This is a genomic window from Cellulosimicrobium cellulans (assembly GCF_024124905.1).
Lineage (GTDB): Bacteria > Actinomycetota > Actinomycetes > Actinomycetales > Cellulomonadaceae > Cellulosimicrobium > Cellulosimicrobium cellulans_G.
In genome coordinates, this window is sequence record NZ_JAMXST010000005.1 from 560,460 (window position 1) to 576,424 (window position 15,965).

The 15,965-nt window shown below is 73.1% G+C and carries 10 protein-coding genes; 5 read left to right on the forward strand and 5 right to left on the reverse strand.

The genetic code is table 11. From position 1 onward, the window contains the following. The first annotated feature begins 422 nt into the window (after positions 1-422). Genes NHH00_RS17705 through NHH00_RS17720 form a run of 4 tightly spaced genes read left to right on the forward strand, consistent with a single transcriptional unit; the run spans position 423 to position 7,100 of the window. Positions 423-1,874, forward strand: coding sequence for a DUF3375 domain-containing protein (locus tag NHH00_RS17705; protein ID WP_253054720.1), 1,452 nt, complete (start codon positions 423-425; stop codon positions 1,872-1,874). Continuing rightward, positions 1,871-2,575 carry a DUF4194 domain-containing protein gene (locus tag NHH00_RS17710; RefSeq protein ID WP_253054722.1) on the forward strand — a complete coding sequence of 235 codons (705 nt, stop codon included), beginning with the start codon at positions 1,871-1,873 and terminating at the stop codon, positions 2,573-2,575. The genes NHH00_RS17705 and NHH00_RS17710 overlap by 4 nt, the downstream gene beginning before the upstream one ends. Beyond that, a complete protein-coding gene (locus NHH00_RS17715) occupies positions 2,572-5,871 on the forward strand; it encodes an ATP-binding protein (protein WP_253054724.1) in 3,300 nt (1,099 codons plus the stop codon). Before NHH00_RS17710 ends, NHH00_RS17715 begins: the two co-directional genes overlap by 4 nt. After that, positions 5,868-7,100, forward strand: coding sequence for a Wadjet anti-phage system protein JetD domain-containing protein (locus NHH00_RS17720; protein ID WP_253054726.1), 1,233 nt, complete (start codon positions 5,868-5,870; stop codon positions 7,098-7,100). Before NHH00_RS17715 ends, NHH00_RS17720 begins: the two co-directional genes overlap by 4 nt. Positions 7,101-7,114: 14 nt before the next feature. On the opposite strand, the gene NHH00_RS17725 is transcribed toward NHH00_RS17720, so the two are convergent. Both NHH00_RS17725 and NHH00_RS17730 read right to left on the reverse strand, forming a co-directional pair. Further along, positions 7,115-7,543 carry a type II toxin-antitoxin system VapC family toxin gene (locus tag NHH00_RS17725; protein ID WP_253054728.1) on the reverse strand — a complete coding sequence of 143 codons (429 nt, stop codon included), beginning with the start codon at positions 7,541-7,543 and terminating at the stop codon, positions 7,115-7,117. Beyond that, on the reverse strand, positions 7,540-7,827 hold the full coding sequence (locus tag NHH00_RS17730; RefSeq protein WP_253054730.1) for a FitA-like ribbon-helix-helix domain-containing protein: 288 nt from the start codon (positions 7,825-7,827) through the stop codon (positions 7,540-7,542). The genes NHH00_RS17725 and NHH00_RS17730 overlap by 4 nt, the downstream gene beginning before the upstream one ends. 107 nt (positions 7,828-7,934) lie before the next feature. On the opposite strand from NHH00_RS17730, the gene hrpA reads away from it, so the two are divergent. After that, entirely contained in the window at positions 7,935-12,650 is a 4,716-nt protein-coding gene (hrpA, locus tag NHH00_RS17735; protein ID WP_374615224.1) for an ATP-dependent RNA helicase HrpA, read from the forward strand. Between the two features lie 43 nt (positions 12,651-12,693). On the opposite strand, the gene NHH00_RS17740 is transcribed toward hrpA, so the two are convergent. The 3 genes from NHH00_RS17740 to NHH00_RS17750 form a co-directional block, all read right to left on the reverse strand. After that, a complete protein-coding gene (locus NHH00_RS17740; RefSeq protein ID WP_253054732.1) occupies positions 12,694-13,629 on the reverse strand; it encodes an endo alpha-1,4 polygalactosaminidase in 936 nt (311 codons plus the stop codon). Between the two features lie 82 nt (positions 13,630-13,711). Then, positions 13,712-14,560, reverse strand: a complete 849-nt coding sequence (locus tag NHH00_RS17745) for a class II fructose-bisphosphate aldolase (protein ID WP_253054734.1) — start codon at positions 14,558-14,560, stop codon at positions 13,712-13,714. After that, positions 14,557-15,873 (reverse strand): alpha-glucosidase/alpha-galactosidase, encoded by a 1,317-nt coding sequence (locus NHH00_RS17750; protein WP_253054736.1) that lies wholly within the window; start codon positions 15,871-15,873, stop codon positions 14,557-14,559. The genes NHH00_RS17745 and NHH00_RS17750 overlap by 4 nt, the downstream gene beginning before the upstream one ends. Positions 15,874-15,965: the final 92 nt, after the last annotated feature.

Genomic DNA, 15,965 nt, shown 5'->3' on the forward strand with positions numbered 1-15,965 from the left:
GTTCCTGCGCACCGACCTCCCGGAGCTCCACCGGGCGGCGGTCCTCGCCGAGGGGCAGGCAGCACAGGACCTGCGCTCGTCGCTCTTCCGTGCTCGCCACACGCTGGAGACCGCGCTGCGCGGGGTGTTCCGCGCGGACACCGACCTCTTCCTGCCGTACAAGAACGACCTGGCCGCGATGATCCACGACCCGACCCTGCGCCGTCTGACCGGCAACGACGTCCTTCACCGACGTCGCGCCCGTAGGGACCGAGGACGTGTTCGACGACGGTGGCGCGCGTGTGATCGAGTGCGTGCACACCATCGACGCGACCGCGGACGCCCCTGCGGCGTCCTGACCAGCCCCACCCCGTACGAGTCGTGTCGGTGGCGTCCGGCATGCTGGGGGCCGAACCATCGATCACCACCGGTGAGGTGTCGAAGTGTCCGTCCTCAGTACCGCGCTGGGCCTGCAGGAACTCGTCAAGGACGACCCTGCGCTCAAGCTGCTGCGCGCCGAGCACCTGCCCGTCGTCGTCGCGGTGCTCGGAGAGCACCTGGGTGGTGACGTGCATCGCCGCCCGGCAGAAGAGCTGTACGACCTGGTGGACGCGGACCTCGACGAGCTGCGCGCTCACCTCGACCTGCCCCTGACAGGCCGCGCGTACTGCGACGCGTGGCGGGCGAACGGCTTCCTCGTCCGGCGGCCGGCCGCGGAGTCCCGCGGCGAGACGCTCGAGCTCTCACCCGGTGCGCTCGCCGCGATCCGTGTCGTCGAGCAGATCACGACGCCGCGTCAGGCGGTCACGGAGTCGCGGCTCGCGAGCATCGTCGGGCGCCTCGCAGAGCTCGCGGTCGAGACCGACCCAGACGTCACGCGGCGGCTGGCAGCGCTCCAGGCCCAACGCGACCGGCTCGACGAGCAGATCTCCCGGACCGCGGCGGGCGGGCCCACGCTCGATGACCGTCGCGCGGCCGAACGGCTCCTGGACATCCTCAGCCAGGCCCACGACGTGCCCGCCGACTTCGCGCGCGTGCGTGCCCGGTTCGAGCAGCTCAGCCACGACCTGCACGCAAGCGTCCTCGGATCCGACCAGTCCTCGCGCACGGTCCTTGCGGAGGTGTTCCGTGGGGTCGACCTCATCGCCTCCTCGGATGAGGGCCGGACCTTCGCGGCCTTCTCGCGCCTCGTGGTCGACCCGGCGCAGGGGGCCCAGGTGGACGACGCCGTCACGCGCCTCCTGCGCCGCGAGTTCGCCGCCGACCTCGATCCGGGCGAGCGGCGCTTCCTGCGCCGGTTCATGCGGTCCCTCAAGGAGCACTCCGCAGAGATCCAGGGGGTCGTGACGACCTTCGCCCGCGGCCTGCGTCGGTACGTGCAGTCCCAGGACTACCAACGCGACCGGGCCCTGCGCCGACTTCTCGACGAGTCGGTCACCAAGGGTGTTGCCGCCGCACCGCACACGAAGCCCTACTCCCCCACCGAGGTCGTGCTGGAGCTGACCACGGTCCCGCTGACGAGCATCGGCGAGCTACGCCTGCACGACCCGGCCGAGATGGACGCGACCGCGCCCATGGAGGTCAACGCGGGGGGCGTCGCGAGCCTGGAGGACCTCCGCGCCATCGCGCGCGAGACGGAGATCGACTTCGCCGAGCTCGCCGACGCGGTGGACGCCGTGCTGGCCGGGCACGCGACCGCGACGGTCGGCGAGGTTCTCGCCGCGCACCCCGCGACGCAAGGCATCGCGAGCGTCGTCGGCCTCCTCACGCTCGCGGCACGGCACGGCACGCGCGACGACGAGACGACCGAGACCCTCACCTGGACCGGGCTCGACGAGATCCCGCGGCGCGCCGACGTCGTCGTCCATCGCTTCACGGAGAGGACCGCACGATGACGGACGTGACCACGACCGCCCCGGCCCACGCAGGAACCGGCCCCGCGGGCACCGACGACCCGCTAGCCCGCACGTCCGCGGACGCGCTGTGGCACGAGGACACCGGGACCCTCGCGAGCGAGTCCGCACGCCGCGCGCTGCTGACCCTCGTCCGCGGCCCGTACCTGTCCGCGGTACGACACCCCGCCCTGTGGTCGGCCCTGCTCTCGGACGAGTCGGCGATCCGATCCCGGCTGCACGACCTGTTCCTCGACCTCGTGGTCGACCTGGACGCCGAGCTCGCGTTCGTGCGGCGGGCGCGCACGGACGAGGTCGAGGTGCCGAGCACCGTCCGCACCGTCCAGCTCTCGTTCCTCGACACCGCGATGCTGCTCGTCCTGCGGGAGCTATTGCTCTCCGGGCAGGGTGAGCGGCGCGTCATCGTCGGGCGCGACGAGGTGTTCGAGCGGTTGCAGGTGTTCCGCACCCGGGACCGCGACGAGCAGGACTTCGCCCGGCGGCTCAACGCCTCGTGGACGAAGATGCGCAACACGCTGCGGGTCGTGCACTCGGCCGGCGCGGCCCGTGACGACGACACCGACCGCGTCGAGATCTCCCCCGTGCTGCGGGTCCTCGTCGACGAGGAGCAGGTGCGGGCGATCGGCAGGGAGTACGACCGGATCTCCGCACAGGACGGCCAGGGCGAGGGAATCGACCGATGACCGCGGTGACCACGAACCCCCTGGCCGCGGGCCAGTGGCGGCTCGCGCGCGTCGAGCTGTTCAACTGGGGAACGTTCGGCGGGTTCACCCCGATCGACGTCGCCCGCAAGGGACACCTCGTGACCGGGGCCTCGGGCTCGGGCAAGTCGTCCCTGCTCGATGCGGTCGCCGCCGTGCTCACACCGGACAAGTGGTTGCGCTTCAACCTCGCCGCACAGGACACGGGCGGACGCGGCGAGGACCGCAACCTCGTCAGCTACGTCCGCGGCGCGTGGAGCAAGTCCGCGGACGAGCACGTGGACCGCGTCGTGACGACGTACGCACGCACGGGCTCTGTGTGGAGCGGCATCCTGCTGCGCTACGAGGACGGCGAGGGCGGCACGGTGGTCGCGGCACGCCTGTTCCACCTGCGCGGCGCGAGCACCGACCGCTCCGACCTGCGCGACGCGTGCCTCCTCCTGCGCACGCCCGTGACGCTCCAGGACCTAGGCCCCTTCGTCGAGAAGGGCATCGAGGCAAGGGCGCTCAAGACGGCGTTCCCCGGCGAGACCGTGACGACCTCCGGCAGCCACTCGCAGTTCTACCTCCGGCTCCGCCGCGCGCTCGGCATCGACCACGAGAACGCGCTGCTGCTCCTGCACAAGACGCAGTCCGCAAAGAATCTCAGCACGCTCGACCAACTCTTCCGCCAGTACATGCTCGAGCCGCCCACGACGTTCGCCCAGGCGGACAACGCCGTGGCTCAGTTCGGGGAGCTGCACCGAGCGCACCAGCACGTCGTGACGCTGCGCGAGCAGGCGGAGCACCTGGGCCGGATGGCCGAGGTCGGCGACGAGCACGAGAAGGGCCTCGCGCTTCGGGACCAATCCGACCAGCTGCTCGCCGCACTCGACGGCTACGCGACCGGGCTCGAGCTTGACCTGTCCCGCACCGTGCACCACGAAATGGTGTCGCTGCACGCCCAGGCCCAGGATGACGCGCGCGCCGCCCGTGACGGGGCGAAGCGAGCGCGCGAGCGCTACGACCTCGCGGTGGAGCACACGGCCCGGCTGGGCGGGGGCGAGGTCGGGGCGCTCGCCGGGCGCGTCGAGGACGCGAAGCGTGCGCTGCACGAGGTCGAACGACGCTGGGAGTCGTTCGCGCACGAGCTGCGCGACGTGGGCATAGTCAACACCCCGACGACCCGTACCGAGCTCGCGGAGCTCGCCGAGGTGGCTCGCCGCACCCTCGCGGCGGAGCCCACGGCGGTCCCGCACGACGTCCTCGACCGCGCCGCTCGCACCCGACGGGAGCTCGCGCGGCTCGAGGCGGAGGTGGACGCCATGCGGCGCGGACGTCCGACGAACATGGACCCGGTGCTGACCTCGATCCGCACGCAGGTCGCGACGGAGGTCGGGGTACCGGAGGCGGCGCTGCCGTTCGCGGGCGAGCTGATCGACGTCCGACCCGAGCACGCGGCGTGGACCGGGGCGATCGAGCGCGTGCTGCGCCCGTTCGCCCGGACCCTGCTCGTCCGGCCCGAGCACCTCGCGGGCGTGCGGCGCGCGATCGACCGCCGTCATCTCGGCACGCGGTTCGTCGTCGAGGTCGCCGGGCGCGTGGGCGAGGCACCGCGCCCCGCCACATCGCCCGACTCGCTGCTGCACAAGGTCGACGTCGCATCCGGGCCGCTGCACGACTGGCTCGTCCACGCCCTCACGCACCGCTACGACTACGCGTGCGTCGGGTCCGCCGACGACCTCGACGCCGTCGCGCGGGGCGTGACGCCCGCGGGGCAGGTCAAGACGTCCGCGACCCGGTACGAGAAGAACGACACGCACCCCGTGGACGACCGCCGGCGCTGGGTGCTCGGGACGGACAACGCGGCGAAGCTGGGCGTGCTGCTCGAGGCCCTGGCCGTCGCCCGCAACGAGCGGGACGCCGCGGAGCAGGCGGCCGACGCGGCGCAGCAGACCCGGTACCGGGAGGCCGCGCGTCGGCTCACGCTGACCCGGGTGACCCGCACGACGTGGGACGAGATCGATCGCGAGGCCGCACGGACGCTGGTCGCGGCGCGGCGCCGTCAGCTCGAGGACGCGACGCGCACAAGCCCCGACCTGCGGGACGCGCAGCTGCGCCGCCAGGAGGCTGCGGACGAGGACGCCGCCGCCAACGAGCGTGCGAACGCCGCAGAGCAGGCCCTGGCAGAGCTCGGGCACCGGCTCGCCGAGCGTGAGGAGCGCATCCGCGAGCTCGAGGCCCGGCTCACGGACGGTGACCGTCTCGACGCGGAGGTCCTCGAGCAGCTCGACCGGAGGTTCCACAGCGACCGGCGCCGCCTCGGACCTGACGACGTTGCACGGGTCGCCACGCAGGTCACCCACCGCCTGTGGGAGGAGCGGTCGGGCGCGGAAGCGTCGTTGCGCGCCTCGGGCGAGCAGTTCGTCCGTCTCGCCACGCAGTTCCGCGGCCGGTGGCCCTCCACGGCCGCCGACCTGACTACGACCGTCGACGATCGTGCCGGCTACCGCGCGGTCCTTGACGACATCGTGGCGCGCGGGCTTCCCGAGCACGAGGCCGACTTCCTGCGCCTGCTGCGGGACCGGTCGGTCGAGCTCGTCGGTCACCTGCGCGGGGAGATCCTCGACGCGCCGCAGCGGGTCGCCGAGCGCGTGGACAGCGTGAACGACTCGCTCGCCCTGTCGCCGTTCGACGAGGGGGTCACCCTCATGATCGAGCCCAAGGTCCGGCGGTCGGAGGAGGTGACCGCGTTCCTCGCTGACCTGAGCACCGTCATCGACGGGTCGTGGGAGGCCGACGACCTCGACGCCGCCGAGCAGCGCTTCGCCGTCCTCGCCGAGCTCATGAGGCGGCTCGCGTCGAGTGAGAGCGCGGACCGGCGGTGGCGGCAGCGCTGCCTCGACACGCGCGAGCACGTCACGTTCCTCGCGAAGGTGCTAGACGACGACCGCCGGGTGGTCGACGTCTACGACTCCGGCGGCGGTCGGTCCGGCGGTCAGCGGCAGCGGCTCGTGATCTTCTGCCTCGCCGCAGCACTGCGCTACCAGCTCTCCGACGAGGGCGAGGTCGCCCGGTACGGGACCGTGATCCTCGACGAGGCGTTCGACAAGGCCGATGCGGAGTACACCCGGATGGCCATGAACGTTTTCGTCCGGTTCGGTTTCCAGATGGTGCTCGCGACGCCCCAGAAGCTCCTGCAGACCATCGAGCCCTACGTCGGTGCGGTCACGCACGTCACGAACCCCGACCGCCGTCAGTCTCTCGTGGCCGACGTGACGTTCGAGGAGCGGAGTTGACGGCGCGCCGTCCTGTGCCCGTCACCCCCGCCGACGTCCGGGGACGCGCACAGCGCCTCGTCCAGCAGCGGCGCGGTGGGTGGGCCGCGGGGGACGACGCGCGACCCGCGGTTCTCGATGTCCCGCTGCATCCCCCGACCGAGGACGACGTCCGGCGCGACGAGGCGGCAGCGCGCGCGTGGGTCGACTCGTGGCGCGCGGTGCGCCCCGCGGACGCTGTCGTCTGGACCGAGCGTCGCTGGCCGCGCGTCGGTCGACAGCGCGTGCCCGAGCGTGTCGTGCTGGCCGGGCCGGACGCGATCGCGTCCTTCGCGGGCCACGAGGTGCACGCCCGCTGGAAGGCGCTCGACGAGCAGGCCGCCGTCGTGCGGGCGCGGCTCGCACCGGAAGGTTCGGGCACCGAGCTCGATCCTGTCGCGCGTGCGATCCGCCGGAACGCCGCGACCCTCGGCATGATCGAGCCGGACGACCTGGACCGCGCTCTCGGTGTCGCGACGTGGCTCGCGCAGCGCCCGGGCTCGGGATTGCGCGTCCGGCAGGTCCCCGTCCGCGGGGTCGGCACGAAGTGGCTCGAGCGTCACGTCGGCCTGGTCACCGCGTTCCACGAGGTGCTGACCGGTTCGCCGACGCTCGGGCTGGCCCAGGACCAGAGCCTCGTGCGCGTCCGGCTCCTCGACCCCGGGCTGCTCCCTGACGCGCCACGAACCTTCGGCGCATCTCCCGCCGAGCTCGCCCGGCTCGCCCTCGACCCGGGCGCCGTCCTCGTCCTGGAGAACCTCGAGTCCTTGCTGTCCCTCCCTAGCGACGACCCAGCGCTCGGTCGCGCCGTTGCCGTGCATGGCTCTGGCTACGCCCTGCCGCGGCTCCGCGACGTCCCGTGGGTCGCCGCACGCCCGCTCGTCTACTGGGGAGACGTCGACTCCGACGGGCTCGCGATCCTCGACGACCTCCGGAGCTGGCACCCCCGCGTGACGAGCATCCTCATGGACGAGCAGACGTTCACGGCGCATCGCGACCTGTGGGACGTCGAGGCCCGCCCGGTCCTGCGCGAGCCGACGCACCTCACGCCCGACGAGCGCGCGAGTCTCGACCGTGTTCGCGCCGAGGGTGGTCGACGGCTCGAGCAGGAGCGCATCCCGTGGGAGACGGCGCTCGCCGCCGTCCGGGCCGCATTCTCCGGGGCGGCTTGCCCTGCCGGGCGCTCGTCGGGTGTCCTCGCTCCTGGCTGAGTCCGCCGCGCGGCTCAGGGCATCGGCGACTCCCACGGGTCGACGACGGCCACGCCAGTACCGGCGAAGTCGCGGACGTTGCGCGTCGCGAGCGTCGCGTCGTGCACGCGACAGATCGCGGCGATCTGCGCGTCGGCCATGCTCATCGGCCGCCCCGCTCGCTCGCGGAGCGCGAGGAGGGTGCCACCGACGCGCGCGGCGTCGGCGTCGTACGCGAGCACCCGGCCCGAGAAGGTCGTGGTGACGTGCTCCTCGACGAGCGCGGCGAGGCGGTCCCGGCGCCGCCCCTCGGGCAGCCGAGCCACGCCGTGGACGATCTCGCCGACGGTGACGGCCGTGATCCACAGCGCCTCCGGAGCCTGCGCGTCGAGCCAGCGGAGCACGCGCGCCTCGGGTACCGGGCGGATCGCCTCGGACACGACGTTCGTGTCGAGGACGATCACGCGTCCGCGACCTCGCGGTCCGGCCCGCCCGGCTCGTCGGAGAAGTCGACGGCGCGTCCGTGCTCCGAGCGCGGGGGCAGGTCGAGCTCGACCGTCAGCCCGGCGTCGGCGAACGAGCTGTGGATGAACGTGCCGAGCCCGCGTTCCAACCCGCTCGGTGCCGTCACCGCAGACGTGAGGATCGCGCGGATCTCCGCCTCCATCGACCGGCCGTGCTCTGCGGCACGCGCTCGCAGCCGCTCGCGCACGTCGTCGTCGAGCCCTCGGATCGTCAGCGTCGCCATCTCGACCACCTCCGATCACCACGCTAGCAAAACGACAGCACTCCCCACCAGGGTCGCCCCGCCCTCGGGAGCAATGAAGTTGCGGCGGGTTGAGAGAATGGACCGTCGTGAGTACCGAGCCCGCAGCGAACCCGCCTGACGCGCGCCCTCCCCAACAGGGCGGCGCCGCCGAGGGCACCCCGCGCGACGGTCGTCGGCGCCGCGGCAACCGCCGTGGCCGCGGGCGGGGCGACCGCCCGACGTCGGGCACCCCGACGACCGGCACGACGGCGCGGCGCAGCCGGGGCGAGCGAGCGACGTCGGGCCCGCGACAGGTGAGCCGCGCGCAGCTCGAGCGGGCCGCGCAGGCGCGCGAGACCGTGACGGTCCCGCCGATCACGTACCCCGAGCAGCTCCCCGTCAGTGCCCGACGCGCGGACATCGCCGCCGCGATCCGCGACCACCAGGTCGTCATCGTCGCGGGCGAGACAGGGTCCGGGAAGACGACGCAGCTCCCCAAGATCGCGCTCGAGCTCGGCCGGGGCCGTGCGGGGCAGGTCGGGCACACGCAGCCCCGCCGCATCGCCGCGCGGACCGTCGCCGAGCGCATCGCGGAGGAGCTGGGCACGGAGCTGGGCGGAGTCGTCGGGTACCAGGTGCGGTTCACCGACACCTCCAGCGAGGACACCCTCGTCAAGGTCATGACCGACGGCATCCTGCTCGCGCAGATCCAGCGCGACCCGGAGCTGCTCGCGTACGACACGATCATCGTGGACGAGGCGCACGAGCGGTCCCTCAACATCGACTTCCTGCTCGGCTACCTCGCGCGGCTCCTGCCGCGCCGCCCCGACCTCAAGCTCGTCATCACGTCGGCGACGATCGACTCCGAGCGATTCGCGCAGCACTTCTCCCCCGCACACCTCGCGTCGCTCGGCGGCGCGCCGGACTACGTCGTCGACGCGCTGCCCGACGCCGCGCCCGTCGTCGAGGTGTCCGGCCGCACCTACCCGGTCGAGATCCGATACCGGCCGCTGTCCCCCGACGTCGACCCCGGCGCCTCCACCGGCACCGGCACGAAGGCGAAGGGGCGCGCCGGCGCCGAGGAGAAGGACCTCGTGACAGGCATCGTCGACGCGTGCGACGAGCTCATGCGCGAGGGGCACGGCGACATCCTCGTGTTCCTCTCGGGCGAGCGCGAGATCCACGACGCCGCCGACGCGCTCACCGGCCACCTCAAGGACCGCGTGACCGACCCGAAGCACCCGCAGCGCGTCGAGATCCTGCCGCTGTACGCGCGGCTGTCGTCGGCCGAGCAGCACCGCGTGTTCCAGGCGCACTCCTCGCGGCGCATCGTGCTCGCGACGAACGTCGCCGAGACGTCGCTCACCGTGCCGGGCATCCACTACGTCGTCGACCCCGGCACGGCCCGCATCTCGCGCTACTCCAAGGCGACGAAGGTCCAGCGCCTGCCGATCGAGCCCGTCTCGCAGGCGAGCGCGAACCAGCGCTCCGGCCGCTCCGGCCGCGTCGCCGACGGCATCGCGGTGCGCCTCTACTCCGAGGACGACTTCCTCTCCCGGCCGGAGTTCACCGAGCCGGAGATCCTGCGCACCTCCCTCGCGTCGGTGCTGCTCCAGATGATCTCCGTCGGCGTCGTCGAGACCCCGGACGAGGTCGCGCGCTTCCCGTTCGTCGAGCCCCCGGACACGCGCGCCGTGCGCGACGGCGTCCAGCTCCTCACCGAGCTCGGCGCCCTCGCCACGTCCGACGGCGTCGCGCGCCTCACCGAGGTCGGGCGCGTCCTCGCGCAGCTCCCCATGGACCCGCGCCTCGCGCGCATGATCTGGGAGGGCTCGAGGCTCGGCGTCGCGCGCGAGGTCGCGATCATCGCCGCCGTCATGTCGATCCAGGACCCGCGCGAGCGCCCCGCCGAGGTCCGCGCGCAGGCCGACCAGGCGCACGCGCGCTTCACCGACCCGCACTCCGACTTCCTCACCTACCTCAACGTCTGGGAGTACGTCCGCGAGCAGCAGCACGAGCTCTCGTCGTCGGCCTTCCGCCGCCTGTGCAAGGCCGAGTACCTCAACTTCCTGCGCATCCGCGAGTGGCAGGACGTCGTCGCGCAGCTCCGCGAGATGTCCAAGCCCCTCGGCATCGACATGTCGTACAAGCCGCGCGCACGCGGCGCGGCCGGCAGCCCGAGCACCTCGGGCGCAGTCGCGGCGGACCCGACCACCGCCCCCGACCCGACTCCCGACAGCCAGGCCTACAAGCGCGCCTGGGACGGCGACACGATCCACAAGGCGCTCCTGTCCGGCCTGCTGTCGCAGATCGGGATGCAGGACACGGGCGACGTGAAGGCGTCGTCGGTCGCGCACCTCAAGGGCGAGGCGCGTGCCAAAGCGCTGCGGCGCGCGCAGAAGCAGGCGCGCAACGAGTACACCGGCGCGCGCGGCGCACGGTTCGCGATCTTCCCCGGCTCGCCGCTGAGCAAGAAGCCGCCGGCCTGGATCATGGCGGGCGAGCTCGTCGAGACGTCGCGGCTGTGGGCGCGCGACGTCGCCCGGATCCAGCCCGAGTGGGCCGAGGACCTCGCGGGCGACCTCGCGCGGCGCACGTACTCCGAGCCGCACTGGTCGACCAAGCGCGGCGCGGCGATCGCGACCGAGAAGGTGCTGCTGTACGGCGTGCCGATCGTCGCGGACCGCAAGGTCCTCTACGCGAAGGTCGACCCCGAGGCCGCGCGCGAGATGTTCGTGCGGCACGCGCTCGTGCAGGGCGAGTGGACGACGCACCACCGGTTCTTCCACGACAACCGGAAGCTCCTCGCCGAGGCGGAGGAGCTCGAGGCGCGCTCCCGCCAGCGCGGGCTTGTCGTGGACGACGACGTGCTGTTCGACTTCTACGACGAGCGCGTGCCCGACGACGTCGTGTCCGCCGCGCACTTCGACCGCTGGTGGAAGACGGCGCAGCGCCGCGACCCCGACCTGCTCACCTTCACGCTCGAACAGCTCGTGCCCGACGCCGAGCAGGTCGACACGTCGCAGTTCCCCGAGACCTGGCCGCAGGGCGAGCTCACCCTCCCGCTCACCTACCAGTTCCAGCCCGGGACCGACGCCGACGGCGTGACCGTGCACGTCCCGATCTCCGTGCTCAACCGCGTCGTGCCCGACGGGTTCGACTGGATGGTCCCCGGCCTGCTCGACGAGCTCGCCACGGCGACGATCCGCTCGCTGCCCAAGCCGGTCCGCGTCCAGCTCGTCCCAGCACCGGACGTCGCGCGCGACGTCGTCGCCTGGCTCCGCGAGCACACGCCCGCCTGGGAGGACATGGCCCGCGCGGGCGACATGGCCGAGCCGTTCCCCGTCGCGTTCACGCGCGCCGTCCGGGCGCTGCGCGACGTCGTCATCCCCGACGACGCGTGGGGCCCCGAGCAGGAGGCACGCCTGCCCGCGCACCTGCGCATGACGTTCCGCGTCGAGGACACCCGCGGGCGCGGCTCCGTCGTCCTGGACGAGTCGAAGGACCTCGTCGCCCTCCAGCGCCGTCTCGCCGCCCAGAACCAGGCGGCGGTCCGCGCGGCGGTCAAGGGCGCGGTGGGCGCTGCTCTTCGCGAGGCGGCGTCGGGATCGGTTCCCGGGTCGGGTGCGTCGGTCTCTGGGTCGGGTTCGGCGGCGGAGGGGGCGTCGGTGCTCGGGCTACCATCCGCGCCGCTCGTTCCTCACGGCGCTCCCGCCAGGCCCGCCACGCCCTTCGCATCCGACGCCCCCTCCCCCGCCTCCGCGTCCGGCTCGCCGACGCGCCGCGGACAGGGCACGGCGCCGGACGGCGCAGGGTCGCCCTCGGCGTCCGGTTCGCCGCGGCGAGGCGACGCACCGCCCGCGGACCCCACCACAGCCGCGCTCGTGAGCGAACGCGCCAACCTGATCACCTGGCCCGACGACCTCACCGACAGGCGGCTGCCCGCGACGGTGTCGACGGACCTCGGGGGTGGGGTCGTGGTGCGGGGGTACCCGGCGGTCGTCGAGGAGCAGGACGCGAAGGGGAAGCCGGTCGTCGTGCTGCGCGTGCTCGCCGACGCGAACGCGCAGGCGCGCGAGCACGCGCGCGGCGTGCGGCGTCTGCTGCTGTCGGAGACGGCGCTGCAGACCGGCAGGATCACCAGTCGGTGGAACGGGACGCAGTCGCTCACGATGGCGGCGAGCCCGTACCGGAACACGGACGCGCTCGTCGCGGACCTCCAGCTCGCCGCGGTGATCGCGCTGACGAGCGGGGGCAGCGGGCAGTACGGCACGCAGCCGGACGCCACGGCGATCCACGACGGCGAGGCGTACGCGGCGGCGCGGACGTTCGTCCGGGCGCACCTGGAGGACCAGGTGCACCAGGTGGTCGGGCACGTCGTGGCGGCGCTCACGGCGTCGCGGAACCTCGACGCGGAGATCCGCGCGTCGAACAGCCTCGCGCTGCTCAACACGCTCACCGACCTGCGCGACCAGGCCGCGGGCCTGATCCACGACGGCTTCGTGTCCCAGACCCCGCCCCGACGCCTGCCGCACCTCACGCGCTACCTGCGCGCGGCGTCGTACCGGCTGGAGAAGGCGCAGACGAACCCGAACCGCGACGCCGAGCTCGCGTGGCGCGTGCACGACGTCGAGGAGGCGTACCAGCGCGCCCGCGCCGCCTACGCCCAGGGCTCGGCCGACCCGGTCCGCGCGGCGGACCTGGCCGAGGTCCGGTGGCTGGTCGAGGAGCTGCGCGTGTCGCTGTTCGCGCAGCAGCTCGGCACGGACGGCCCGGTGAGCGAGAAGCGCATCCGCAAGCTCCTCACGCCCGACGGCTGGTGACACGAGGCCGCGCACGGCGCGGGCGCCGCCCGCCGCCTCGCGGTCAGCAGGTCTCGAACACGTACGAGTACGGCTCGCCCGTCTCCTCGACGGGGTCGAACCCGCTCACGTCCGTGTCGGGCGTGACGAGGTAGAGGTCGCGCAGCACGGTGAGCGGTGCGCGGTCGGGCAGGGCGCACGCGTCGGCGAACGTCAGCCCCTCGCCTGCGAGCGGGCCCGGGTACTCGACCTGCAGCACGTGGTCGCCGTACACGTCGGTGTACGCGGCGCACTCGTCCCAGACGGCGCACTCCTCGGTCACGGCGAAGTCGAAGCCGAGGTCGTCGTGCGCGACCTGCGTGATCTCCGCGGCGTTCTTCTGCGCGATGGCGAGCCCGGCGTCGTGCGCGAGGTCGACGTACGCCGTGGCGAGCGCGTGCGCGCCGGCCTCGTCGATCTCGGCGAACCGGGTCCAGGTGTCGAGGTTGTCGATCTCGACCGCGTCGAACCCGTCGCCCGCGCAGCCGGTGACCACCGGACCGAGGATGTCGAGGATCCCGTCGCGCTGCGCCGCGGTCGACGGGTCGAGCACGAACTCGTCCGGCCAGTCCGGGTCGACGACGAGCAGGCCGTCGGCGTCGTGCAGCAGCAGGTCCTCGTGCGCGAGCCACAGGTCGGCGTCGTCGGGCTGCGTCTGGAAGCCGTTCACGTAGCAGACGTTGTACGCACCGGAGAGCGGCGCCGCCGTCGCGTCGCGCACCACGACGTCGGGAGTCACCGGACCGGAACCGGCGTCGACCTCGTCGTACGCGCCGCCGAGCTGGTAGTCGAGGACCCCGCTCGTGGGCGGCAGCTCGACCAGCGCCGCGGTCGTCGCGTCGGTCGTGGTCGTGCGCGCCGTGTCCGGGACGGGGCTCGTGCCGCCGACGGCGGGGCCGCCCGCGCACGCGGTCAGCACCAGCGCCGAGCCGAGTGCCAGGCCGGTCGTCGTTCGTCTCATGTGCTCGTTCCTCTCGTCGTGACGCGCTGCCCGCGCGCCATGGTGGGGGTGCCGATCAGGAGATGCAGGACGGCCCGAGGTGTCAGGCGAACACCTGCGTGCAGAGCCGGTCGACGGCGTCGCGCACGGCCCCCCGCGCCGGGGCGAGGTACTTGCGGGGGTCGGTGACGGCGTCGTGCGCGTCGAGGAAGTCTCGCACCTGACGCGTGTAGCCGACGTTGAGCGCGGTCCCGACGTTGATCTTGCGGATCCCCCGCGCGACGGCGTCGCGCAGCATCGGGGCAGGGACACCGGACGACCCGTGCAGCACGAGCGGGACGGGGACCTCCGCGGCGATCCGCTCGACGAGGTCGAGGTCGAGCTCCGCGGTCGTGCTCGTCATGGCGTGGGAGCTGCCCACGGCGACGGCGAGCCCGTCGACACCGGTCGCGGCGACGAAGGACGCCGCCTCGTGCGGGTCGGTCCGCACGCCGGGTGCGTGCGCACCGTCCTTGCCGCCGATCTCGCCGAGCTCGGCCTCGACCCACAGCGTGGTGTCGTGCGCGGACCGGGTGAGGTCGCGGGTCGTGGCGACGTTGTCCGCGTAGTCGAGGTGGGCGGCGTCGACCATGATCGACGTGATCCCGAGACGCCACGCCTGGTCGACGACCTGGCGCGCGAGGTCGACGTCCTGGACGTGGTCGAGGTGCAGCGAGACGGGGACGCGTGCCGCGACGGCGATCTCGCGACAGGCCGCGACCAGGGCCGTCATGCGACCCTCGTGGTAGCGGACGGCGTTCTCGCTGATCTGCAGGATGCCGGGAGCCCCGGCGTCCTCGAGGCCGGCGACGATGCCCTCGGCGTGCTCGAGCGTGATGACGTTGAACGCGAGCACGGCGCCGCCGTCGCGCGCCGCCGCAGCGACGAGGTTCCCCGTCGCGGCCAGGGTCACAGGGCACCAGCCGGCACGAGGGCGCGGAGCGGCTCGGGGAGCAGGTCGCCGTGCGCCGTGACGAGCTCGTCGCACAGGGCCCAGATCTGCTCGGGGGTGAGGGTCGAGGACGCGTTCGGGTCCATGAGCACGGCCTGGCGCACGAGCCGAGGGTCGCCGGTGCGCGCCGCCTCGACGGTGAGCGCGCCGACCGAGACGTACGGCTGGTTGAGCGCCGCGCACTGGGCCGGGAGCGAGCCCATCGGCACGGGGCGCAGGCCGTCGCCGTCGACCGCCGCCGGGACCTCGACGACCGCGCCCTGGGGCAGGTTGTCGATCAGCCCGTGGTTGGGGACGTTGACGTGCACCTCGCGCGGCGTCCCGGTGACGAGCGAGTGGATGATCTGGGGCGCGTACTCGCTCGCGCCGTCCTCGAGCGCGAGGTCCTCGCCGGCGGCGAGCGCACGCCGCGCCGCCTCGAACTCCGCGACGTTCTCCCGGCTGATGCCGACGTACTCGAGCGGCTGCAGGCGGTAGCGCTCGATCTGCTCGTCGGAGCGGAGGAACCACGGCAGGTACTCGGAGGAGTGCTCGCTCGTCTCCGTCGGGTAGTAGCCGAGGCGACGAAAGATCTCGACCCGGACGCGACGCTCGAGCCCGGGGTCGCGGCGGATCGTCTCGCGCAGCCGGGGGTACAGCGACTCGCCCTGGTGCTCCCACTCGAGCAGCCACGCCTGGTGGTTGACGCCCGCGGCCCGGTACCGCGTCTCCTCCACCGGGACGCCCACGAGCTCCGCGAGGTCGTGCGCCGTCCAGTAGACGGAGTGGCAGAGCCCGGCGACCTTGAGGTCGGGAGCGACGGTGGAGACCCACCACACGTTCATCGCCATCGGGTTCGTGTAGTTGAGCAGCCACGCCTCGGGGCACAGCTCGCGCATGTCGGTCGCGATGCCCTCGAGCACCGGGAACGTGCGCAGCGCGCGGAACACGCCACCGACGCCGGTCGTGTCGCCGATGGTCTGGCGCAGTCCGTGGCGCGCGGGGATCTCGAGGTCCTTCAGCGTCGCGTCGATGCCGCCGACCTGGATCATGTTGACGACGAAGTCGGCACCGTCGAGGGCCTGGCGACGGTCGGCGTACGCCTCGACGGTGGCCGACGCCCCGAGCTGGCGGCTCACCTGACGCGCGGTGCCCTCGGCGACGCGGAGCCGCTCGGGGTCGATGTCGTGCAGCACGAGGCGGGCGTCGGCGAGCTCCGGGTAGCGCAGGATGTCGGCGACGAGCTGGCGGGTGAAGACGACGCTCCCGGCGCCGACGAACGCGATGCTGACCATGTCGACGATCCTCGGCGCCGTCGAGCGCACTGTGCAAGAATACGATCAGATTTCGCTGATAACACTCACTTTGAATGAGCGATTTGCCTCGT